Genomic DNA, 21,669 nt, shown 5'->3' with positions numbered 1-21,669 from the left:
CGCGAGAGCCCAGAGGAAGCAGTGCCAGGTGGGAAGCAAGTACACGAATCGGTACTCGGACGAGTATAAGCGGGACGCGATCGAGCTCGTCCGTTCGTCGGGACGGACAGTGACCGAGGTCGCCCGGAGCTCGGGATCAGTTCGGAGTCTCTGCGGGGCTGGGTGAAGAAGGCCCGCGCCGCTCAGGACACCGGATCAGTCCCCGCCGGGCGGGGAGGGAAGGCACACCGTGAGCAACGACAGCAAGGATCAGGCCGCCCGGCAGGAGGGCGGGCGGGACATCGAGTCGTGGAAAGAGAAGGGCGTCGTCCTGCGGGCGTTCTTCTATATCTTCGGCACACACCTGTTCGCGGGATTCATCTGGCTGCTGTTCTATGTGGACCAGCACGCCGACAAGTGAGCGCTGCGACACTGGAGTTGATCAAAAGGACATACTGCCGCCGATGATCACCGTGGTGAGGTGCGAGGACTCGAGCGCATCCTGAGCGGCTACGAGCAGAGCCTGGACCGTGAGCGCCAGACGGCGGGACTGGTCTGGCCTCTGGAGTCGGCCCTTCTCTTCACCGGTCTGAAGGCCATGGCTCTGCCCTGTACGCTCCACCACGCCTGGTGGGACGACTGGCTCCTGTAACTGACTGGGCGCAGCAGGGAGCGGCCGTCTCCCCGCCGCCCAGAGCGCGGAAGAAGATTCCGGCCGCCGTTCACTGAGGCGCTGACCTGCGCCGCTGGGGCACGGTGTCAGGTTCGGCGGCCTTGAGGTCCGCCAGCAGTTCGGCCTGGCCCGTCAGCACGCCGGACAGGATGGTTCGCGCCACCCGCAACAGCTCCGCCACCTGCGGGTTGGTCAGCGAGTAATAGACGGCGGAGCCCTCACGGCGGGAGACGATCAGGTTGGCCCGGCGCAGGACGGCCAGCTGCTGAGAGAGGTGGGCCGCCTCTACACCGATCTCGGACAGCATCTCGGAGACCGCGTGCTCGCGCTGACTGAGGAGTTCCAGCACGCGGATGCGCACCGGGTGTCCAAGGGTTTTGAAGAATTCCGCTTTCAGCTGGTACAGCGGCGCGCTCACCGACGGGTCCCCGCTGCACGCCGGGCCGCCGGACGGCCGGGCCGCCGGATGGGCGCTGTCGTGCGAGTACCGTGCATCGCATCCACCTCAGAAGTCTTCGCCATGGGGACATCATCGCGCCCTCACGCCACGGTCGTGACCTCGGGAATTGTCAAGATTAGCAATGCCGAAAGGCGCGAATGGGAGGTTCGGTGCCCGGTTCCGGGCTGCCCGGATCGCACGGAGCAGCGCGGCGGCGCATCGCTTGTCCGCCGCCGCGTGCCGAGGCGCCCGGTCAGGCTTTCTTGACCACGCTGGACTTGAGCTGCATGGGGCCGAACCCGTCGATCTTGCAGTCGATGTCGTGGCCGTCCACACCGTCCACCAGGCGGATATTGCGTACCTTGGTGCCGGCCTTGATTCCGCTCGGGCTGCCCTTGACCTTCAAGGTCTTGGTCACCGTCACCGTGTCGCCGTCGGCGAGTACGTTGCCGACTGCGTCCCTGATCATCCCGTCGTCCTCGGTGCCGCCGGCCGGTTCGGCGGACGCGGGCGACCACTCATGGCCGCATTCGGGGCAGACCAGGAGCGCGCCCATCTCGTAGGTGTACACGCTGGAGCACTGGGGGCACGGCGGCAGCGTCTCGGTCACATCGCTCATGGTGATTCCTTGCTTGATCGTTCCTGTACATCTCTTACATCAGGCCCCTGGGGTGCCGAACTGCGCCCGGGCCGCGCATCGCTGCGCCACTGCCGCTGCTCCCCAGTCACCGTCTGGTGAGCTGTGAGGGCAGCGTGCAGGTCTGCGTGTACGGGGATCGGTGGCTGCGCGGGGTCGGGGACAAGGGAACCGTCCGCGGGGATCGCTGCCAGCTCCAGGCTCCGGCCCGCGTCGGCGAGCTGTCGGGCGGCCTGGGCGACTGCCACCTGCCCGCCGGTTGACCAGCCGCGCAGTTCGGTCAGGTCCAGGATGACAGGACCGGTGCCACGGGCCAGCACCCAGCCGACCGCACCGGTGAACCGGGCGACGGCTTCGGGGCCCAGGTATCCGGCCAGGGAGAGAACGCCCAGGTCGGGGTGGGTGGTGTAGCGCCACTCAATGGTCATCCGCTGCTGCCTCGGTCTTTCGTGCGGGAATCTTTCCTGCGGGGATCTTTCACAGGGGGAGGGTGATCCAGATGCTTTTGCCCTTGCCGTCCGCGTCGCCCCTGATGACGGCGGTGCCGCCCAGGCCGAGGGTGAGCTCCATGACGGTGTCCAGCCCGCCGCTGGTCGCCCTGGTGCTCGCCGAGAAGAGCAGGGGTTGATAGGGGTGCCGGTCGTGCACGGCGAACGCGAACGTGTCCGGACCGGCCGCGTAGATCACGGTGAGGTTCGGGGACAGCACGGCGGCGTGCTGGACGCTGTTGGTGACTAGCTCGGACAGGATCAGCAGCGCGGGATCGACCGTGGGGTGACGCCTGCTGACGCCCCACTCGGTCAGGACCTGTTCGGTGGTCTCACGCGCGATCCGCACCGCGGAGCCCATCGTGGGCAGGGTCAGTACGTGCCGCCACGGAAGCGTTTCGAGCCGGCCACTCACCGGGCGGCCTCGGCGTGGGCCAGGCGGAAACCTGCGACGGTCTGCGGGCGGATGCGCACGAGGGTGTCGTGCGGCCCGTCCGTCCAGCCGTGCAGGGTGCGGCGGTAGTGGCCTGCCTCGTCCGGATCGGTGATGACCTCGGCAGGGCCGGTCACGGTCACCGTCCAGCCGATGCCGCCTGCCACCTTGATTTCGTGCGCGTGATAGGTGAGCGACGAACGGGAGGCCAGGGCCGCGGCCTGAGCGGGCGTGCGGACGATCAGGCGCCCGTACTCAAGTACGTGGAAGGCCGGGCGGAGCACGGGAACCTCGCCCCGGACGTACACCAGCTGTCCCTGGGCCGCGCTTTCGAGCAACCACAGCGCCTCGGTACCTGGCAGCTCGATCATGCGACCGGAGACGGGCGTGGTCATCAGGGAGCCTCTTCGGTGACGAGTGCGGAGACAGGTGCGGTGACGGGTGCGGCGGGCAGGAGCCCGGCCTGGTGCAGGTGGGCGCGGGCCCCGGCGATCGCCTCCGGTGTGGTGGCGTACTCACGGCCCTCCCGGCGCAGCAGGTCCAGCGCGCCGACCGATTCGAGGGCGCGTCGCTGGCCGGGGCGTATCCCGGAGGTCAGTACGGCGATGCCGCGCCGGTTCAGCTTCTCGACGGCGTCCTTGAGCACCAGGGCCCCGGTGGCATCCATCGTCGTGATCCGCGACATCCGAAGGATCACGACGCGGACGTCGGCGACCTCGGAGAGCTCCAGGAGGAAGCGGTGGGCACCGGCGAAGAACATCGGCCCGTCGATGCGGTAGGCGACGATGTGCTCTGCCAGCAGCGCGTGTTCCTCCTGGCTGTGCTCGCCCTGCAGATCAGCCGTGAAGTCGACCTGGTCCATTCGGGCCTGGTTGGCAACCGCCCTCAGCGCCAGGGCACCCGCGACGACCAGGCCGATGATGACCGCGTAGACGAGGTCCAGGGCAAGCGTGGCCACGGCGGTCAGCACCAGCACGATCGCGTCCGAGCGGGTCGCCCGGACCATCGCCCGCAGTGCGCCGACCTCGACCATGCGGATCGCGGTGGCCAGCAGCACCCCGGCGAGAGCTGCGAGGGGGATCTTGGAGACGAGCGGGGCGGCGGCGAAGACGATGACCGCGAGGACGGCGGCGTGGGTGAGGGCGGCGAGGCGGGATGCCGCGCCGGTGCGGACGTTGACGGCGGTACGGGCGATCGCCGCGGTGGCGGGGACGCCGCCGAACAGAGGAGCGGCCAGGTTCGCGATGCCCTGTCCGAACAGTTCCTTGTCCGGGTCGTGCTTCTGGCCCACCGTCATGCCGTCCGCGACCGTGGCCGACAGCAGCGACTCCAACGCTGCGAGCGCGGCGACCGCTACGGCCGGGGCAAGCAGCGAGCCAAGTGCGGACAGATCGAGGAAGGCCAGCGACGGCGCGGGCAGACCGGACGGCAGGTCGCCGATCGGAGCCGCCGCGTCCAGGTGGAAGAGCTGAGCGGCCAACGTCGCAGCGACGACCCCGACGATCGAGAACGGGATCGTTGGCCGCCACCGGGCACCGAGCAGCATCACGGCCGCCACAGCGAGGGCCAGGGCAGCCGCGGTCCAGTTCGGATTGCGTACGAACTCCTCGACGGCCCGCCAGGTCACCACCAGGACCGTGTCGCCGTCGGGTTTGACGACCCCGAGGGCGTTCGGGACCTGCTGCAAGCCGATCACGCACGCGATGCCGAGGGTGAAGCCCTCCACCACCGGCGCCGGGATGTACCGCATGTACCGGCCGGCCTTCAGCAGGGCCAGCGCGATCAGCAGCACGCCAGCCATCAGCCCGACCGTCAGCACCCCGCCCGGCCCGTGCTGGGCAACGATCGGCACCAGCACCACCGTCATCGCACCGGTCGGCCCGGAAACCTGGAGGTTGGAACCGCCGAACAGCGCTGCGAGCGCACCGGCGACGACGGCGGTGGCCAATCCGGCCTCGGCACCCAGCCCGGAGGAGACCCCGAAGCCGAGCGCGAGCGGCAACGCGACGATCGCCACGGTGAGGCCGGCGAGCAGGTCACGGCGCGGATTGCGGGCCATGACGGCGAAGTCCGCACGGGCAGGCAGCAGAGACCGCACCCGGTCCCACGACCGGGCAAGCGACCCGCTCACCGCGCCGAACCCTCGGCTTCCCGTAGCTCCACGAGAAGCTCGTTCTGCCCGGCCAGCATCTCCGTCAGGATCCGCCGCGCCGCCCGCATCAACTCCGCGACGTCCCCGCCCGCCAGCTCGTACACCACCGTCGAGCCCTCACGGACGGAGGAGACGATGCCCGAGCGGCGCAGCACCGCCAGCTGCTGAGACAGCGCCGAGGGCTCCACCTCGATCGCCGCCAGCAACTCACGGACCGGCATCGGACCGTCCTGCAACAGCTCCAGAACTCGTATGCGGACGGGGTGCCCGAGCATCCGGAAGAACTCGGCCTTGGCCTGATACAGCGGAACCGCCACGGTCGCGGACCCCTTTCGCCACCCCGACGGCCCGGGGCTTCGCTTCGTGCTGCGCCCACGGCTACCTACCGACACAACCAACACAGCATGTAGTGAATTGCCGAATTTCGCAATTCGTAGATTCGTTGAGAAAGCTCGGCTGCGCGAGGAAGGGACCGCTGGTGTCGCAGCGCCATGCAGTGTCCTGTACCTGAAGGAACTGGGCACGCCGAAGCTCCAGCCTCAGGACACCCTGTTTACCGAGCTCGCCTGACCTAACCGCGCTCTCGATCTGTGCCGGGCGGGGTCAGGAACTGCTCTCGACTAAGTGTCCATGAGTGTCCTTCAGGTGTCACGAGTGTCGTATGATCTGGTGTATGAACCTGACGGAATGGGCACGCGCACAGGGGGTCGCCCCGCGTACTGCGTACCGCTGGTTCCGTGAGGGCACGCTGCCGGTCCCTGCGGAGCGAGTGGGGCCGCGCACGATCCTGGTGAACATCGACGCGAACACCTCACCGTCCGTGACCGGTGGCGTGGGCCTGTACGCCCGTGTCTCCTTCCATGACCAGAAGGCCGATCTGGAGCGGCAGACCGCACGCTTGTCGGCATGGGCCGCGAAGGCCGGGCATAAGGTCGTGCGCGTCGAATCCGAGATCGCTTCGGGCATGAACGGCGCCCGCGCCAAGGCCCGTCGCCTGCTGGCCGACCCGGCGGTGACCACGGTAGTGGTGGAGCGCAAAGACCGGTTGGGCCGTATGAACGTCGAACTCGTTGAGGCCGCTCTGGCTGCAACCGGCCGTCGACTCGTTGTGCTGGATGACGGCGAGGTCGAAGACGACCTGGTGCGCGACATGGTGGAGGTTCTGACCTCGTTCTGTGCTCGCCTGTACGGCCGCCGCAGTGCGAAGAACCGTGCCAGGAAGGCACTGGAAGCGGCGGCTGCCGATGGCTGACAAGAAGCAGCTCCGCACCATCGACTTGCCGTTCGTTGCTGTCGGCCCGTCCGGTGTGGCGTTACGCGACCGCCTCAAGCACCTCGCGCCAAAGGACGAGAAGGTGTTGCGTCTGGTCGGCGAGCACCAGGGCCGCCTGGCCTGTCTCGATCTCAAGGCCCGTTGCGAAGCCGGGCACAAGCACGACAACGACGCGTGGGCGTCCCGCAAGCGTGACCTGACCGAGCAGTCGTCGTCGCGTATCGCGGGTGCGATCACGAAGGCCACGCATGACCAGTACGGCCTGGCCCGACGCTGCCTGCTCGCCCATGTCCAGAACCTTGAGGCCGGTATCCGCACGCTGCGACACCGCCTGTCCCTCCCGATCGGGGAGAAAGGCAGCAAGCGGGGGCCGGGCGGGTACCGGTCCAAGGGCGAGTGGTTCCACAAGTCCCGCCGCCTGGCCACCCTGGAACACCGCCTCGACGTGGCCCGCGACGACTGGAAGACCGGACATGTCCGTGTCGTTCGCGGCGGCCGGCGGCTGCTCAAGAACCGGCACAACCTTCAGGCCGCGCAGCTCACCGAGCGCGAGTGGCGTCAGCGTTGGGAGGCTGAGCGCTGGTTCCTCGCCGCGGACGGCGAGTCCGGAAAACGCTTCGGGAACGAGACGATCCGCGTCACTCCTGACGGCGAAGTGTCGATCAAGATGCCCGCCCCGCTCGCCCACCTGGCCAACAGTAAGCATGGCCGGTACGTTCTTGCCTCCAAGGTCGCGTTCGCGCACCGTGGGGACGAGTGGCGCGACCGCACCGAGGCCAACCGTGCCGTCGCCTACCGCATCCACTACCACGTTGAGCGGGGCCGCTGGTATCTCACCGCTTCGTGGACCAGGCCCGCCGTGCAGACGATGCCGCCGGCCACCGCCCGCGCCAAGGGCATGGTCGGCGTCGACACGAACGCCGACCACTTCGCCGCCTACCGGCTCGACCGGCACGGCAACCCGGTCGGCGACCCGCGCCGCTTCCACTACGACCTGTCCGGCACCGCCGACCACCGCGACGCCCAGATCCGGCACGCCCTCACCCGCCTCCTGCACTGGACCAAGCAGACCGGCGCGCAGGCGATCGGCATCGAAAACCTGGACTTCGCCGCCGAGAAGACCCGCGAGAAGCACGGCCGCAAGAAGCGGTTCCGGCAACTCATCTGCGGTATGCCTACCGGCAAGCTCAAGGCCCGCATCGTCTCCATGGCCGCCGAACACGGCATCGCGATCGTCGCCGTCGACCCGGCATACACCTCGATGTGGGGCGACCAGCACTGGCGCAAGCCCCTGATCAGCATGACTCGCCATGACGCCGCCTCGGTGGCCATTGGCAGACGCGCCCTCGGGCACCCGATCCGGCGACGGACGGCACCGCCCCAGCATCACCAGAGTGATGGTGCTGGGCATCGGACCCTCCAGGCCGATCATGGTGACCGAGGGCGTGAGGAAACCCGCCGCCCCGTCGCGGAGCGTGCACACGATGCGCGTCACCGGACAGGGACAACGAGAACGCGGGGGACCAGCGCATCCAAAACCGTTCGGGATGCGCGCAGTTCCGGGACGTGGGTACAAGGCTCACTCCTGGACACTGTTTAGGAACGGTGTCTAGGAGGAGGGCGGAGGCCTGGACGGCGCCGTCCATCCGTCTTCTTCGGAGGGAATCCCCGTCTTCAGGCGGGGAGGGAATCCGATCCTGAACCCTGCGGCGCGGAGCGCCGCAGTTTCGCTCCGGAGTGCCTCGCCCGCGGAGCCGCGCTCAGTCGGGCCGCTTCTGGTTCTCGATGTAGTCCTTCACCATCTGGAGTGGTGCGCCGCCGCATGATCCGGCGAAGTAGGAGCCGGACCAGAAGCGGCCGTGCATGGTTGCGCGGTTGATGCGGTCGGGGAACTCGGCGCGCAGGTAGCGTGAGCTGACGCCCTTGAGGCTGTTGACCAGGCTGGAGAGGGCGACTTTCGGGGGGTAGTGCACGAGCAGGTGCACGTGGCCTTCTTCGCCGTTGAACTCGATCAGGTCGGTCCCGAAGTCGGTACAGACGTTCCGCATGATCTCCTCGCAGCGCGTCAGCATCTCGTCATTGAAGACGTTGCACCGATATTTGGTGACGAACACCAAATGTGCGTGAAGGTTGTAAACTACGTGACGGCCGCGCCGCACATCGGGGTTGGGTTCCCAGCGTGGTGACATGCACCAAGTCTAGTGCGGTCGATGGAATCGACGCGGAGGAGGCGGGCTGGATGATCCGTGCATACAAGTTCCTCCTGCGGCCCACCGCCCGGCAGGAACAAGCGCTCGGTGAGATGCTCCGCGATCACGGTTCCCTCTATAACGGGGCATTGCAGGAACGCCGCGACGCCTACCGGCACGCCTCGAAGACGACGGTCCGATACGGGCAGCAGTCCGTGCAGCTCAAGGAGATCCGGGCATGCGACCCGGAGCGTCAGGGCCGCTGGTCGTTCTCCTCGCAGCAGGCCACCCTGCGCCGGCTGGACAAGGCGTTCGCCGCGTTCTTCCGGCGCATCAAGGCCGGGGACAAGCCGGGCTGTCCGCGCTTTAGGGGGATCGGCCGCTTCGACACGGTGGACTTCCCCAAGGACGGTGACGGCTGCCGGTGGGATGCCACCGCGCATGACCCGGTCACCCGCGTCCGCTTTCAGGGCGTCGGGCACGTCAAGGTGCACCGGCATCGGCCGGTGGTCGGCCATGTCAAGACGGTCTCGGTCAAGCGTGAGGGCAAGCGCTGGTATGTGGTCCTGACCGCTGAGCGGCCCCGGCCCGAGCCGCTGCCCGCGACCGGCAGCGTGGTCGGCATCGACCTGGGCATTGCCAACTTCCTCGCCGACTCGAACGGCGAGTTCGTGCCCAACCCGCGTCACGGGCGAAAGGCCGCAGCGAAGCTCGAAGCAGCTCAGCAGGCACTGAGCAGGTGCAAGCGCGGAAGCAAGCGCCGCCGCAAGGCGGTAGAGGCTGTGGCACGTCTGCACCGCAAGGTGCGGTGCCAGCGCCTCGACCACGCCCACAAGACCGCCCTCGGCCTCGTGCGGGAACACGACCTCATCGCGCACGAAGACCTCAAGATCCGCAACATGAGCAAGGCCCCCGAACCGAAGCCCGACCCCGACCAGCCGGGCAGCTTCCTGCCCAACGGGGCAGCGGCCAAGGCCGGACTGAACCGCTCGATATCGGATGCCGGATGGGGGGTGTTCCTCGCGATCCTGAATGCCAAGGCTGAGAGCGCCGGGCGGGAAGTGATCGCCGTGGACCCCCGCAACACCTCCCGGCGATGCCCCGAATGCGGGCACACCGCCAAGGAGAACCGGCCCACCCAGGAGAAGTTCCACTGCGTCGCCTGCGGCCACACCGCGCACGCGGACACAGTCGGAGCACTCAACGTCCTACGGGCCGGGCTGGTCCGTCGCGAAGCCCAACCGGCATAGCGAGAAGCCACCCCGTTCACGGGGTGGAGGAGTCAGTACGCCCGACATGGGCAGCAGCTAAAGGGTGAAAGTCCCGATGAGAAGAGGTGAGACTAACTCGCTAGCCGAACGGCAAGGGCGTCATCGCGAGGTGGGGTCCGAAGGAAGCCGGAGGCAAAACCGGGTACCGATGTACAAGAACCGCATTTGAGGCTAGGCGTCTTGGGCAAGGTGGCTGACTGCATCGAAGCCCGTTCTCACCAAGAAAGACGCAGAGTATATGCGGCGGCGATCCGGGGAAAGTTGCTGTTCTTATTCGGGGAGGTCTGCCCGGGTGTCACCTGTAACGGTGTGTCGGCCGCGATTGTGACGACCGATGCCAGCAATGGCACTGGTTTGCCGGACAGAAGTCAGCAGAGGTCATAGTACCGAGACGGGAAGGCAGTAGGCCGACAAGGACTCGGGAAGGGCCGAACGTTTAGCGGATTGGAAGAAGGGTGTCTGCTCGCGCAGGTCACGATGACCGCCGTAAATCTGCCCCGGCAGACCCTGGGGTGACGGGGTCGGTGCATACGACCGCCCAGCCCAAGGGGCGCAGTGACCAGCCGGCGCTACACGCGGACAACAATCACCGCGAGGTCTCCCTCTGGGAGACGGTGTTCTCGAAGGAGAACCTTCTCGCGGCGCTCAGGCGCGTCGAAGCAAACCGGGGTGCCCCCGGCGTTGATGGGATGACGACGGATGAACTCCGGCCATGGATCGCCCAGAACTGGCCCAAGGTATGGGCTGAGCTCGATGCGGGGACATATAAGCCCGCTCCTGTCCGTCGGGTGACCATCCCTAAGCCGAATGGTGGGGAGCGGATGCTAGGTGTCCCACGGGTGCTGGATCGCTTGATCCAGCAGGCAATTGCGCAGGCCCTCGTGCCCGTCTTCGATCCCCACTTCTCTGGGGCGTCGTTCGGGTTCCGACCAGGGCGTTCGGCCCACCAAGCCGTAAGGGTTGGTCGCCGGGCCGTCCAGGACAGAAACCGTTGGGCCGTGGACCTGGACCTCGACAAGTTCTTCGACCGAGTGAATCACGATGCGCTTATGGCGCGGGTGGCTCGCCGGGTGAGGGACAGAAAGGTCCTGAAGTTGATTCGGCGGTACCTGGAAGCCGGGATTATGAGCGACGGCGTGATGGTGAGGAACGAGGAAGGGACCCCGCAGGGTTCCCCTTGTCCCCGTTGCTGTCGAACATCATGCTGGACGACCTTGACCGCGAACTCTTCAAACGCGGACACCGGTTCGTGAGGTACGCGGACGATGTGATGATTTTCGTCCGGTCCGAGCGAGCGGCGCAGCGGACCCTCGCCTCGGTCACGGCCTTCATTGAGAAGACCTTGAAACTGAGGGTGAATCGTGAGAAGTCGAAGGCGTGCCCCATCTGGTGGACGTCACTCCTGGGATTCGGGTACTACCTCGCCAAAGGGCAGGTGAAGATCCGGGTGGACCGGAAGGCCGTGAGACGGCTAAAGTCCACCGTTCGGCGAGTCACCTCCCGGACGTGGGGCGTATCGATGGCCCACAGGATGGACAAACTCAACCGTTTCTCGGTCGGCTGGGTGGCCTACTTCAGTCTCTCCGACAGCCTTCGGGTTTTCGAGGAGATTGATCACTGGACCCGCCGCAGGCTACGGCAGGCCCAGTGGGTGCAGTGGAAGACCAGTCAGCGCAAGAACTCCATGCTCCAGAAGCTCGGTTACGAATTTGGAGACCAGGAGCAAGGCGTTGCAGTGCAACGCAAGCGATACTGGCGGGCCTCCCACCTGAAACCACTGGAAATCGCTATGAATAAAGCCTATTGGGATGCGCAGGGCTACAAGTCGTTCAAGGGCTCGTGGTCCCGCCTGAAGCTCGCCTGAGATCAGCTGGACGAACCGCCGGATGCGGGCCCGCATGTCCGGTGGTGTGGGGGGCGGGCCGGGCAAACCGGCCCGCCTACCCGATCGTAGGCGGTGTACTCGGCGCGGCTGATGCCACAGGCTGCGCGGTGCCGGCGCCATACCTGGGCGGGTGTGGCGGTATCCACGCCGGTGAGGCGGGCCGTTCCCGTCAGGGCCATGACGGGGGAGGTGGCGTAGATGATCACGGGGGTTCCGGGCGGGACGGCGACACGCTGCCGCCGCAGTTCGACTGTCTTCTCACCGTTGAGGATGGCCGTGGCGAACCGCGGGTGGAGCGAGAGCAGCAGGGCTCGTTGGGGTGCGTTCGCCGCGGCTGGTGGCCTTCCTCGTACAGGGAGTGGAACAGGTCGGGCGAGATCTTGAGGACCGACTGTACGTTGATGCGCTGTCCGTAACGAGCGCCGAGCTGCACAAGTCGCTTGTAGGTAACGGCATATGGGAAGAGGCTGGTGTCGGAGAACCGCAGTGCCATTGCCTGCCCGTGCGCGTCGCAGGATTCCATGATGTCGCTGCGCCGGTATACGCCGAGGTGTTTGAACTGCCGGTACAGCTGATGGCCGCTGTCGCTCACGCACTGATCCAGCCGGGAGCAGCCGATCACGGCGGACAGGCTGTGCGTCTTGTCGGTGCTGGCGTACCAGAGGATGCGGGCGGGCGCCGTCTCGCCCCGGGAGCGCGGGGGACGGTAGTAGACGTGTTCGCGGCTGAGTCCCAGCCGGTCGTCGCGGGACAGAATGCCCGCGGGAATCCCGAACAACTCATAAGCTCATTTGGGGCGGATGGGGACAAGGAAGGTTCCGTCAGGCAGCCCATTCCACTCCCAATCCGGCGAGTGTGCGGAATTGCTCGGCGTCGAGCTTGTCGCGGCGGGCTTTTTGGTTGCCGATCCAGACGCCGGTGCGGTGCTCCGTGCCGTCGGGGAGTTCTTCGACGTGGCCCCGGCCGGGCATCGTGCCCTCTCTCTCGATGTACTGCTGGAGGGCTGTGACGCCTCGTGTGAAGGCGTCGGAGCCCTTCGCTGCGCCAGCCTTCTCAGTGACCCGTGCTGCGGTCTTCTGGGGTCGTGCAGCCGGTTTCACGCCCGCCTCGCCCAGCCGCCGCCGCTGCTCCTCGTTGAGGCGTGTCCAGTCCCGTCGCTGCCGGATCAGCCAGCGTCCGATGTCGTCTCCGTGGTGGGTGACGCCGGGCACGATCTCCTTGAGGCCGGCACCGCTCGCGAGGAGGGCGGTGAGGCCGGTGTAGTGGCGTTGCCAGTCAACAGTCCACCCGAGCTGTCCCGGATTCCAGTCCGGGTCGATGGCGGTGAGTTGCTCGGCGCGCCGTGCTGCGCGTTCGGGGTTTTTGCCGAGTCCGTCGGGTCGTCGGAGGTTGGTGAGCCATTGTCCGACGGGTTTGTCGAGGGCGGTGGCGTGGCGGGGCGCGGCCAGCGTGCCGGCCTCTGCGTAGTACGCGCGGGCCGCGGCGAGGTTTTCGGCGAATGCCGTGTCGGCGGTGTCCCAGATCATGCCGAGTTCTTCGAGCTCGTCGGTCCGGGTGCTGGGCATGGTGCCGGCCCGGTAGGCGCGCCGTTGGTCGGACAGGCACCTGCCCAGTGGGTAGGCGCCTTCCTGGTGTTCGTAGGGCACGTCCAGCGAGCCCTCGCGGTCGAAGTAGCGGCGGGCGGTGTCGTAGCCGCGGGTCCAGTCCTGGCGTTCGGTGTCGAGGATCTGGAACTTGATCCACTTCGCGATCATGACGGGGTCTCTGGGGGCGGCGAACCGGAGCAGCAGCCGTGACTCTTCCTCACCGTCTTCCGGCTCCGGGCCGATGGTGCGATCTCTTGGTTTCGTGGCAGTGGTGTGAGAGACAGTGGGCTTTGGTGTGTTGGTGCTGGGCGGTGGCTGTTTCGGGGTATGGGGTCACTGTCGTGGATGTGAGAGATCGGTGTGGGATTGCTGTCCTGGGCGTTTATCGCAGGTGGGGTGATGCTGTCTCAGTTTCGTGAGTTCTGATCCATGGCCGGCCGGGGGGTTGGTGTGATCGTGGGGTGGATCAGGAAGTACAGCCACCAGCCTCGGAGGGGTCGGGCTCGGCGTTGCCGGTGGTGTCGGTTCGGGCGTTGCGGGGGCCGGCGGTGCGGCGTTTGCTGGCTCTGCGTCGGGAGGGGAATCTCACCACCCGGCATGTCAGATCGGCGGCGGATGCGTTGGGTGTGCGGGAGCGTGCGGTGTGGCGGTGGCTGGCCGCCGCCGAGCAGGATGAGTCTGCGGCCGCGGCGCCGGGGGAGCGGACCCGGTACTACGGGCGGTTCACGGTCACCCCGGAGGTCCGGGCTCTGCTCGGGCTGTGGAGGGGCAACGTTGCCGCTGTCCACCGTGAGCTGACCGCTCGCGCGGCCAGGGGCGAGGGTGAACCTCCGCCGTCGATTCCGACGCTGCACCGCGCGATTCGTCGGGATCTGTCGCTGGGGGAGCGGGCAGGGCTCGCGGGTGGGGAGCGTGAGGCCCGCAGGCACGATGTGTTTCTGTCCCGGCCGCGGGGGCGGCGGAACCAGGTGTGGGAGGCTGATCACGTTCAGGCCCCGGTCCTGGTCGATGTCGAGGGCACCGCCCTGCGGCCGTGGATCACCTGGTTCGTGGACTGCGCGACGAACGCGATCATGGGTGTTGCGGTCACGCCCGGGTCCCCGTCCCGGGAGTCGGTGCTGACCGCGCTGCGCGCGGCGGTGGTGCGCGAGAGGCCGTTCGGGCCGCAGGGCGGGCTGCCGGAGCGGGTGCGGGTGGATCGGGGCAAGGACTTCTTGTCGAGGACGGTGACTGCCGCGTTCAACGCTCTCGACGTCACGGTTGAGGACCTCCCGGCCTACACCCCGCACCTGAAACCTCTGTCATCACACTGCACCTCATCGGGTCGTTGCGGAGTATTCGGGGTCGAGGACGCTGCGGCGTGGTCGGCCGATGACGGGCCGAACGAGTTCGGGGCCGGGCAGCGGGTAGACGTACTCGCCTTTGTCGTTGGCCAGGACGCCGGTGATGATGCCGTCCCGTCGCCAGTGCTTGACGGTCTGGAAGTGGATTCCGAGGTGGCGGGCGAGTTCGGAGACGGTCAGCATGCCGGCATCGAGGAGGCGTTGGCGGTGGCTGCGTAGTTTGTAGGCATTGCGCAGGTGGACGATCATGCCGCGGGTGAACGGGCGGTTCATGCCGCTGGGCAGGCCGCGTTCGTTGAGGATCGCCGCGCTCTGGCCGTCGGTGTGTTCTTCGAGGAGTTCGTCGAGTGCGGCGATGACGGCGGGGTCGGTCTGCCGCAGTTCCCAGCCGGTCAGTGGCCGGGGCAGGGTGAGCCGGTGGCTCTGGCCGCCGTGCAGGACGACACCGACACTGATGTGGTCGGTCTTGGTGAGGGTGACGTCGGTGACCAGGAGCCGGATCATGCGCTTGCGTTCCCGCATCGGGGTGGCCGGGTCGTTCCAGAGCCGGGGAAAGTCGGCGGCCAGCGCGGTGATCCTGGCACGGGTCTGGGGCGAGAGTGGGCCGATCGCGGTGTTCTTCGCGCGCTCGTACTCCTTGGTGGCTTCGGCGAGTTCACGCAGGGAAGCGTTCCAGTCGGCCTCCAGCGTGTCGGCGACCAGCCGGTTGGCGGGATCGACAGCCAGGTAGCGGCGCCTGGCGAGGTCGGCGCGGTAACGGGCGCGTTCGACGCAGGCGGCGCGGAGCTGGTCGGCTTCCTCGACGCGGCCGGCGAGCTCGTCGCTCACCCGCAGTGCGACCTCGAGGGTGAGCGGGGTGAGGGTGTCGGCAACGAGTTCCTTGATGCCGTCCATCAGAGCGGGGCGCGGTTCCTGGTGCGCTCCGGGGCCCGCCGTGCCCTTGCCGCCGAGCAGGGCGACAGGTCTGCGGCGGGGCCGGCCGATGCGGCCCGCGATGGACGGGATTCCGTCGACCAGGGCGAGGGTCTGAGTGACGTCGTTGACGTTCGCCGCAGTCGTGATGACCTTCAGCGGGGTGCCGCGCCCGTCGCAGATCAGGTGGTGTTTACTGCCCGTCTTCCGTCGGTCGACCGGCGACGGGCCGGTGTCGGCGCCCCCTTTCTTCGCGTGGGAACCATCGTCTTGCCGCCTGACCTCCAGCAGCTGCCATGAGAAAGCGTCCGGGATGAAGAACAGTCCGATTGTCCCCAAGCCGATCACCGTCACGCTCATCAGACCCGACGACACGGTGGGGTCGTCCACCGACTGACCGTCAGCGCCCCGGTGCGGGAGATCCGCCCCGATGACGGCAGGGACCGCATCCTCCTAACGACACCCGTCACGGGGGCGTGCGAGCAGGCCACCGCAGGGTGTTGCGATCACGACGTCGAACGGCCGGGGAACACCTGGTGGGCCTCGCCGGGTGTCGCTATTCTTGCCGAATCTGCATGCAACACCCCCACCGCGGAGGGGATTTGAGAATCACCTTGGAGGCCGGTGGGCCCGCCGAGACAGAGGATCTGCGCCGGTGGCTGAGGCGCGACCCAGCGCTTCGCAGCGCTGTCGGCCAGGCACCGCCCGGGGCGCCCGCCCCGGACAGCATGAGCGGAGGTGCGGCCGAGCTCGTCCCCGTTCTGCTGGCGCCCGGCGGGCTCACCGCAGCCGTGGCTGCGGCCGTTGTCGCCTGGCTGCAGAGCAGACGCGGGAACCAGACCGTCACGATTACCCGGCCGGATGGGACACAGGTCACGGTCACGTCCGAGGGGGTGGCGGGGCTGACGCCTCAGGGGACCGCCGATGTGGCGCAGCGGGTGGCCGAGATGCTCCAGCAGCCGCACCCGGCCACGGCTGACGGGCCTGAGGGCCACCAGCCGGGCCCTGTCCCGCAGGCGCACGAAGCGGACGGGCGTGAGGGGCGGCAGCCGCCATCCGCCCCGCGGACGGATGGCCCTGACGACCAGCAGCCGCCTGTGGCGAATCGCACCTAGGCATGGCCGTCGGACGGGGGGACCTGAGCGGCGTCAACTGCCACGCGATCGTGGTCGGTACAGGGTGTTACGGCGGTAGTGGCCAAGGAGCGCTGTCGGACCTGCCGAGCGCAGCGCGCTCGGCGCGGGCGGTCGCCGCAGCACTGGAAGAGAAATGCGGTCTCAACGGTCGGGTCACCGCGATCATCGACCCGCGGGGGCCGACCGAGGTGCTCGCGGCCGTCCAGGCCGCCATCGACGCCTCGGAGGGCGGCGTCGTCCTCTTCTGCTTCGTAGGCCACGGTCTGGTCGGACCTGGACAGCAGTTGTACCTTGCCACGTCGGATACCTCCTCGGCCGTCGACACTGTGCACGCCGTCCCCTTCGACCAGGTGAGCAAGCGACTCGCCGACGCCGCGGCGAGTACCGTCGTCGTCCTCGACTGCTGCTTCTCCGGTCTCGCACAGGTCGCGCCGCGGGAGTCGTATCGCGAGGTCTTGGCCTCAGCCCGTCCGGAGGGCAGCTTTCTGCTGGCCTCGGCCACGCACTACGCCGCTTCGTTTGCACCACCGAATGCGGAACACACGCTCTTCAGTGGGGAGTTGCTCCGACTGCTGACGGAGGGCGATCCGGGCGGTCCAAACTGGTTCACCCTCCTCGACGTCTACCGCATCCTCGACCACCGCTTCCAGGGCAGCGCCGCACGCCCGCACTCCGACGGTGTCGGACGGGCCTCCGATCTCGTCCTCGCCCGCAATCCCGGCAGGCGCGTCCACGACGACACCGCTGCGCCGGAGACAGAGCAGGGCGGCGGCCCGTGCCCTTACCCAGGAATACGCCCATTCCTGCCGGAGCAGCACCATCTCTTCTTCGGACGGGAGGAGCTGACGCGCAGCCTGGTACGCCGGGTGACCGCCGGCCCCCACCCGAGCCCGGTCGTCCTGGTGGGTGCGTCGGGAGCCGGAAAGTCCTCTCTGCTCCGAGCCGGACTCATAGCCGGTCTGGAGACCGAGCGGGTCCTCCTGCTGCTGGGACCCGGCGCGCGGCCGTTCCGTTCGCTCGTGGAAAGCTGGGCGACGGCAATCGGGCGGCCGTTTGCCGAGGTGGAGAAGGACCTGGCCACCGGACGGTTCAGCCCCCTCGGGCCGGACGTCCTGGTGATCGACCAGCTTGAGGAGATCTTCACCGAGTGCCAGGACCCGGAGGAGCGGGAGCTCTTCGTCCGCGCACTCGCCGCAGCGGGAACCGACGGTCCCCGCATCGTGCTCGGCCTTCGCGCCGACTTCTACGACCAGGTCCTGAACGACACACGGCTCGACGCGATCGTCAGGTCCGGACAGTTCACCGTCTCCGCCATGTCCGACACTGAACTGCGAGCGGCCATCGAACGCCCCGCAGCACAAGCCGGGCTGCGTCTGGAGGACGGCCTGTCGGACCACATCCTGCGCGAACTGCGGCAGGAGCGCGCCGCCGAAGGGGACGCCGTCCCGCTGCCGTTCCTCGCCCACGCTCTGCGCCAGACCTGGGCCGGGCGCCGCGGCACCACGTTGACCTTCACCGCCTTTCAGACCGCCGGCGGGATCCGCACAGCCGTGGCCCGGACGGCCGACGAGGTCCATGACGGGCTCGGCGCCGACGACCGGAACCGACTGCGGGAACTACTGCTGCGCATGATTTTGGTGGTCGACGACAGAGGCCGTGCCGTGCGCCGCCGCGTCCCCGTGGCCGAGCTCGACCAGGATGCCGATCTGCTCGGACTGCTGACCGCGGCACGGCTCGTCGTCGTGGACCAGGACGAAGCGCAACTCTGCCACGACTCCCTGCTCCATGCCTGGCCACGGCTTCAGGACTGGATCATTGAGAACCGGGCCGGACTACTCGTCCGCCGGAGACTCGGTGACGCCGCCGACGGCTGGCACGAGGCGGGACGCCCGGAGAGCGGCCTGTACGGAGGCGACCAATTGGCGTCCGTGCGCGCGCAACTCGCCGGTAACGTCGGTGCGCTCCACATGCGACGCGTCGAGCACGACTTCCTCGACGCGAGCCACCGCGCCGAACACCACAGGACGAAGCTGCGCCGGATCGTCGTCTCCGTCGTCACCGTACTGGCCCTGCTCGCGACCACCCTCGCCGTACTGGCCCGCGGCGCTCAGCAGGATGCGGAGGGCCGCGAGACGATCCTGATCGCCAACGAGATCGCGGCCCAGGCGGACGCCATGCGCGCGCGCGATCCGCAGACCGCGCTACGGCTCAGCCTCGCGGCGTACCGCACAGCAGATACCCCCGACACCCGGTCGAGCCTCTACGCCGCCTATCTGACAGAAGCACCGGTCGATATCCCCGGCGGACATCGCGCGGCAGTGCTCAACCTCGCGTTCAGCCAGGACGGGGATGTGCTGGCAACCAGCCAGGCCGGCGGGCAGATACAGCTCTGGGACCTTTCCCACCGGAACATACCGGTCAAGGCGGGGGCCCTGAAGCTACATGGCAGCGCCGCCATCGCCTTCCACCCGCGCTCCCGTCTGCTGGCGGCACAGACGGCCACGGACCTCACCCTCTGGGACGTCAGCGAACCCGAGCGGCCCGAGCGGCTGTCCGAACGGGAGATCCCGAAAGGCATGACGTACGCCCTCAGGTTCGCGCCGGACGGCCGCACGCTGGCGGCGGGGGGTGACCAGGGGCGGCTTCGAATGTGGGATGTGTCGAATCCGACGGCTCCTGCACTCAGGACGGACCGGTCGGTAGCTGCCGAAGCACTGATGTCACTGGCGTTCCGCCGCGACGGCCTGATGGTCACGGGCAACGGCATCAGCGGGACGGGCAGGGCCGAGCGGCCCGCGGAGGTGAGATTGTGGGACGTACGGGATCCTGCGGATGCCCGGCTGCTGGACACCGCCGAGGCCCCCTCCGTGATGGCGGTGGCCGCTCATCCGACGCGGAATCTGCTGGTCGCGACCGGCGCGAAGGGTGTGATGGCCTGGTGGAGGGTGGAGAGTGGCCATCGGCTCGTACGCGCCGAGCCCGATGCCCGGGACAATACCTGGGGTTACCCCGACCTGCCTTCGCTGAGCTTCCGTCCCGACGGGGAGCGGTTGGCCGCCGCAGGCAATTCGGCTCAGGGAGGCGCCCTGATCCGTGCGACGGTAGCGACCGATTTCGAGCTTTTCAGCTACTCGGCCGAACAGGGGACGGCCCCCTCGGCTGAGCCGGCCCAGTCGGTGGCCTACAGCCCCGACGGGGACCAGCTCGCGGTGGGCGACGTGGCGGGCAACGTACGCGTGTGGCCGCAGCGCACCCCCGCGCCCCGGGTCCGAGGGACCATGACCACACCGGACCCAGGCGCCAGCCCAATCAACGGCGACGGCACGCTCATGGTGGTCGCCGCGCCGGCAAAGACCTTCCAGGTCTGGGACCTCCGCTCCGCGGACACGGCCAAGGGAAGGGATCCGCGCGTGCGGTTCACCCTGCCCAAGGGGTGGGAGGCCCGGTACTTCCTTCCAGGGACCGACCGCTCCGTGCTGCTGGCCCACCGCTGGACGGAAAGCACGGGGGACCACGCGTTCCGGTTGTGGGACTTCGGCGGCGACGAGAACAAGCCTCCGGTACCGGGTGAGGAAATCCATCTGCAGGCGGAGGACGTACGGACGGCCGTCTCCGCGGACGGTGGCCTCCTGGTCCTCGGCGACTGGTTCACCGCAACGGTGCGTGTATGGGACATTCGGGACCCCCTCCGACCGGTGCGCGGCGGGACCATGACCGCCGCGCAGATCGCGGAACCGCAGAGCATGTTCTTCATGGGCGACCGGGGATTCGCCATCGTCGACCGGGGCGAGCCGGGGCAGGGCAGACCGAGTGATCTGCGCATCTGGGACCTCACCGACCCCGCCCGACCGTTCAAGGTCCGTCTCCTCCCGGGCGCTGCCACGGGACAAGCGGTCTACGTGCCCTCGTCGCATCTGCTGATGCACGACGCACTTCCCGAGCGGACCCAACTGTGGGACATGCGCGACATCCGCAGGCCCCGGAAGGCCGACTTGCTGCCCGCCGCATCCGGCGGCTATCTACCGGTCGGAAAAGGCGTCCTGGCGACGACGCTCACCGACGGAACCGTGCAGTTTTGGGACGTAGGGAACCCGTACCAGGCCCGTAAGACTGGTGCGATGCGCTTCGACACCCGCCTTGAGGACATCAGATTGTCGCCCGACGGGAAGCGGGTCCTCACCAGTTCCCCCTACCGCGTCTGGGATTCCGGGGCAGGTGGCATGTGGCACACCCCCGCCATCGCCACCCTGGCAGACATGCAGGACGTGAGGCTGCTGCCTGGGAACAACCCGTTCGCAGCCGTGGTCCCGCACAATTCTCGGGAAGGACGAGTCGCGTCGGGACTCACCTATCTGATCGACCTCGACACCGACCGGATCTACGAGTGGCTGTGCACCACCCACCCTCTCAACGTCGACAAGGGCCTGTGGAAAGCCCTGATCCCGCACCTGGACCGCCGGCGGTCCTGCGATTGACTGACGATTGTGGAACGTTGGCCCGATTGCTCAGTAGGGTCGGGGACTGGCGCGGTGGCCTGTGAGGGCTCCGTTTCCAGCCCCCGCCCGTCAAACCGTGCATGCGCTTCTCGCGCACACGGCTTACCGACATCGTTCACCGGCTGGCGTGCACCGCCACCCTGCGCACGTTTCCAGACAGGCGAAAGGCTCCGAGCCTGGCGAACCACGCGCCGTCGTGTCGCTTGCCCCACTTTCTGCCCGGGATGCCGCGCTTGCGATTGTCGAAGATCGCGAGACGCTCGTGGACGTAGCCGATACGGGCCGAACCGTACCCCTGGCGTGGTCGGCTGGGCCAACGGCCCGGCCAGCACCTCGAACAAGGCCCGCACCGGCGCGCTGCCGAGTCTGCGGCGCAGATCACGTAGCGCTTTCGTGCTCGGGCAGACGATCGGCATCCCCAACAAGCCGGCGGTCAGCTTGTCCCAGACCAGTCGATAGCCGATCTCGGGGAACAGGCACATCGCCAGGAGGAAGTAGACGCCGACCCGCGAAGGCAGATCACGCAGCCGCCGCTGCACGGTCCTGGTCTCGGACAAGACCGCGTCGACGAGCTCGAACGGCATGATCGGCGTCAGTTCTCCCAGATGGCCGGGCGCGAACCGGCCCGCGGCCACAGTCACCGTACGGGTGATGGCCGTCAGCGCCGACGGCGAGACACAATGAACAGGCAACGGAGCTCCTTGCGGTACAAGCTGTCTTGGACGACTGCCTGTACCAACGAGCTCCGTTGCTCTGTGTCAGAAGTCCTTCAACTGG

The 21,669-nt window shown here is 68.0% G+C and carries 21 protein-coding genes and 3 pseudogenes; 10 read left to right on the top strand and 14 right to left on the bottom strand.

The window, feature by feature from the left end; translation table 11 throughout:
* Nucleotides 1–28 precede the first annotated feature (28 nt).
* From OG395_RS57945 to OG395_RS01030, 3 genes are all read left to right on the top strand, one after another.
* Nucleotides 29–166 carry a transposase gene (locus OG395_RS57945; RefSeq protein WP_442818491.1) on the top strand — a complete coding sequence of 46 codons (138 nt, stop codon included), beginning with the start codon at nt 29–31 and terminating at the stop codon, nt 164–166.
* Between the two features lie 114 nt (nt 167–280).
* Nucleotides 281–400, top strand: coding sequence for a DUF6126 family protein (locus OG395_RS01035; RefSeq protein WP_442818725.1), 120 nt, complete (start codon nt 281–283; stop codon nt 398–400).
* A gap of 60 nt (nt 401–460) precedes the next feature.
* On the top strand, nt 461–631 hold the full coding sequence (locus tag OG395_RS01030) for a hypothetical protein (RefSeq protein WP_327241186.1): 171 nt from the start codon (nt 461–463) through the stop codon (nt 629–631).
* Between the two features lie 70 nt (nt 632–701).
* On the opposite strand, the gene OG395_RS01025 is transcribed toward OG395_RS01030, so the two are convergent.
* The 7 genes from OG395_RS01025 to OG395_RS00995 all read right to left on the bottom strand — a co-directional run bounded on the left by OG395_RS01025 (nt 702) and on the right by OG395_RS00995 (nt 5,118).
* On the bottom strand, nt 702–1,070 hold the full coding sequence (locus OG395_RS01025; RefSeq protein ID WP_327241185.1) for an ArsR/SmtB family transcription factor: 369 nt from the start codon (nt 1,068–1,070) through the stop codon (nt 702–704).
* A gap of 274 nt (nt 1,071–1,344) precedes the next feature.
* Entirely contained in the window at nt 1,345–1,701 is a 357-nt protein-coding gene (locus tag OG395_RS01020; protein ID WP_327249218.1) for a zinc ribbon domain-containing protein YjdM, read from the bottom strand.
* A 5-nt stretch (nt 1,702–1,706) separates the two neighbouring features.
* Nucleotides 1,707–2,156 carry an STAS domain-containing protein gene (locus OG395_RS01015; RefSeq protein ID WP_327241184.1) on the bottom strand — a complete coding sequence of 150 codons (450 nt, stop codon included), beginning with the start codon at nt 2,154–2,156 and terminating at the stop codon, nt 1,707–1,709.
* A gap of 49 nt (nt 2,157–2,205) precedes the next feature.
* Entirely contained in the window at nt 2,206–2,577 is a 372-nt protein-coding gene (locus tag OG395_RS01010; protein WP_442818490.1) for an ATP-binding protein, read from the bottom strand.
* A gap of 50 nt (nt 2,578–2,627) precedes the next feature.
* Complete coding sequence (locus OG395_RS01005) at nt 2,628–3,044, bottom strand: pyridoxamine 5'-phosphate oxidase family protein (RefSeq protein ID WP_327241182.1); 417 nt, start codon at nt 3,042–3,044, stop codon at nt 2,628–2,630.
* Complete coding sequence (locus OG395_RS01000) at nt 3,044–4,708, bottom strand: SulP family inorganic anion transporter (RefSeq protein ID WP_442818724.1); 1,665 nt, start codon at nt 4,706–4,708, stop codon at nt 3,044–3,046. The genes OG395_RS01005 and OG395_RS01000 overlap by 1 nt, the downstream gene beginning before the upstream one ends.
* A 68-nt stretch (nt 4,709–4,776) precedes the next feature.
* On the bottom strand, nt 4,777–5,118 hold the full coding sequence (locus tag OG395_RS00995; protein WP_327241180.1) for an ArsR/SmtB family transcription factor: 342 nt from the start codon (nt 5,116–5,118) through the stop codon (nt 4,777–4,779).
* Between the two features lie 356 nt (nt 5,119–5,474).
* On the opposite strand from OG395_RS00995, the gene OG395_RS00990 reads away from it, so the two are divergent.
* A complete protein-coding gene (locus OG395_RS00990; RefSeq protein WP_327241179.1) occupies nt 5,475–6,053 on the top strand; it encodes an IS607 family transposase in 579 nt (192 codons plus the stop codon).
* Nucleotides 6,046–7,674, top strand: coding sequence for a transposase (locus OG395_RS00985; RefSeq protein WP_327241178.1), 1,629 nt, complete (start codon nt 6,046–6,048; stop codon nt 7,672–7,674). The genes OG395_RS00990 and OG395_RS00985 overlap by 8 nt, the downstream gene beginning before the upstream one ends.
* A 160-nt stretch (nt 7,675–7,834) precedes the next feature.
* On the opposite strand, the gene tnpA is transcribed toward OG395_RS00985, so the two are convergent.
* Nucleotides 7,835–8,263, bottom strand: a complete 429-nt coding sequence (gene tnpA, locus OG395_RS00980; RefSeq protein WP_327241177.1) for an IS200/IS605 family transposase — start codon at nt 8,261–8,263, stop codon at nt 7,835–7,837.
* Nucleotides 8,264–8,313: 50 nt separating this feature from the next.
* On the opposite strand from tnpA, the gene OG395_RS00975 reads away from it, so the two are divergent.
* The 3 genes and pseudogenes from OG395_RS00975 to OG395_RS00965 all read left to right on the top strand — a co-directional run bounded on the left by OG395_RS00975 (nt 8,314) and on the right by OG395_RS00965 (nt 11,398).
* Complete coding sequence (locus OG395_RS00975) at nt 8,314–9,513, top strand: RNA-guided endonuclease InsQ/TnpB family protein (RefSeq protein WP_327241176.1); 1,200 nt, start codon at nt 8,314–8,316, stop codon at nt 9,511–9,513.
* Nucleotides 9,514–10,223: 710 nt separating this feature from the next.
* Nucleotides 10,224–10,855 (top strand): annotated as a pseudogene (locus OG395_RS00970) (reverse transcriptase domain-containing protein); the annotation flags it as partial.
* A 33-nt stretch (nt 10,856–10,888) separates the two neighbouring features.
* Complete coding sequence (locus OG395_RS00965) at nt 10,889–11,398, top strand: group II intron maturase-specific domain-containing protein (protein ID WP_442818723.1); 510 nt, start codon at nt 10,889–10,891, stop codon at nt 11,396–11,398.
* 2 nt (nt 11,399–11,400) lie between these two features.
* On the opposite strand, the gene OG395_RS00960 is transcribed toward OG395_RS00965, so the two are convergent.
* The 5 genes and pseudogenes from OG395_RS00960 to OG395_RS00940 all read right to left on the bottom strand — a co-directional run.
* Nucleotides 11,401–11,664, bottom strand: coding sequence for a hypothetical protein (locus OG395_RS00960; protein ID WP_327249217.1), 264 nt, complete (start codon nt 11,662–11,664; stop codon nt 11,401–11,403).
* Complete coding sequence (locus tag OG395_RS00955) at nt 11,622–12,197, bottom strand: hypothetical protein (protein WP_327249750.1); 576 nt, start codon at nt 12,195–12,197, stop codon at nt 11,622–11,624. The genes OG395_RS00960 and OG395_RS00955 overlap by 43 nt, the downstream gene beginning before the upstream one ends.
* 43 nt (nt 12,198–12,240) lie before the next feature.
* On the bottom strand, nt 12,241–13,173 hold the full coding sequence (locus OG395_RS00950) for a helicase associated domain-containing protein (protein ID WP_327241173.1): 933 nt from the start codon (nt 13,171–13,173) through the stop codon (nt 12,241–12,243).
* Between the two features lie 820 nt (nt 13,174–13,993).
* The gene (locus OG395_RS00945; RefSeq protein ID WP_327241172.1) at nt 13,994–14,263 is read right to left on the bottom strand and encodes a hypothetical protein; all 270 of its coding nucleotides are present in this window, start codon (nt 14,261–14,263) and stop codon (nt 13,994–13,996) included.
* Nucleotides 14,264–15,284: 1,021 nt separating this feature from the next.
* Nucleotides 15,285–15,527 (bottom strand): annotated as a pseudogene (locus tag OG395_RS00940) (transposase); the annotation flags it as partial.
* Nucleotides 15,528–15,835: 308 nt separating this feature from the next.
* Between OG395_RS00940 and OG395_RS00935 the strand changes: the two are divergent.
* Nucleotides 15,836–16,375, top strand: coding sequence for an effector-associated constant component EACC1 (locus OG395_RS00935; protein WP_327241171.1), 540 nt, complete (start codon nt 15,836–15,838; stop codon nt 16,373–16,375).
* A 2-nt stretch (nt 16,376–16,377) separates the two neighbouring features.
* Nucleotides 16,378–20,871, top strand: a complete 4,494-nt coding sequence (locus OG395_RS00930) for a caspase, EACC1-associated type (protein WP_327241170.1) — start codon at nt 16,378–16,380, stop codon at nt 20,869–20,871.
* A 293-nt stretch (nt 20,872–21,164) separates the two neighbouring features.
* Here the strand turns inward: OG395_RS00930 and OG395_RS00925 are convergent.
* A pseudogene (locus OG395_RS00925) lies at nt 21,165–21,584 on the bottom strand (transposase domain-containing protein); the annotation flags it as partial.
* Between the last annotated feature and the right edge of the window lie 85 nt (nt 21,585–21,669).

This window comes from Streptomyces sp. NBC_01320 (genome assembly GCF_035974375.1).
Classification (GTDB): Bacteria; Actinomycetota; Actinomycetes; order Streptomycetales; family Streptomycetaceae; genus Streptomyces; species Streptomyces yanii.
The sequence above is the reverse complement of the archived record's forward strand: the minus strand, read 5'-3'. Positions and strand labels throughout refer to the sequence as shown.

Coding starts and splice junctions, on each gene's coding strand:
- OG395_RS01015 (WP_327241184.1), bottom strand. CDS start 2,156: ATGACCATTGAGTGGCGCTACACCACCCACCCCGACCTGGGCGTTCTC.
- OG395_RS01010 (WP_442818490.1), bottom strand. CDS start 2,577: ATGGGCTCCGCGGTGCGGATCGCGCGTGAGACCACCGAACAGGTCCTG.
- OG395_RS01005 (WP_327241182.1), bottom strand. CDS start 3,044: ATGACCACGCCCGTCTCCGGTCGCATGATCGAGCTGCCAGGTACCGAG.
- OG395_RS01000 (WP_442818724.1), bottom strand. CDS start 4,708: ATGGCCCGCAATCCGCGCCGTGACCTGCTCGCCGGCCTCACCGTGGCG.
- OG395_RS00990 (WP_327241179.1), top strand. CDS start 5,475: ATGAACCTGACGGAATGGGCACGCGCACAGGGGGTCGCCCCGCGTACT.
- OG395_RS00985 (WP_327241178.1), top strand. CDS start 6,046: ATGGCTGACAAGAAGCAGCTCCGCACCATCGACTTGCCGTTCGTTGCT.
- tnpA (WP_327241177.1), bottom strand. CDS start 8,263: ATGTCACCACGCTGGGAACCCAACCCCGATGTGCGGCGCGGCCGTCAC.
- OG395_RS00975 (WP_327241176.1), top strand. CDS start 8,314: ATGATCCGTGCATACAAGTTCCTCCTGCGGCCCACCGCCCGGCAGGAA.
- OG395_RS00950 (WP_327241173.1), bottom strand. CDS start 13,173: ATGATCGCGAAGTGGATCAAGTTCCAGATCCTCGACACCGAACGCCAG.
- OG395_RS00935 (WP_327241171.1), top strand. CDS start 15,836: ATGCAACACCCCCACCGCGGAGGGGATTTGAGAATCACCTTGGAGGCC.
- OG395_RS00930 (WP_327241170.1), top strand. CDS start 16,378: ATGGCCGTCGGACGGGGGGACCTGAGCGGCGTCAACTGCCACGCGATC.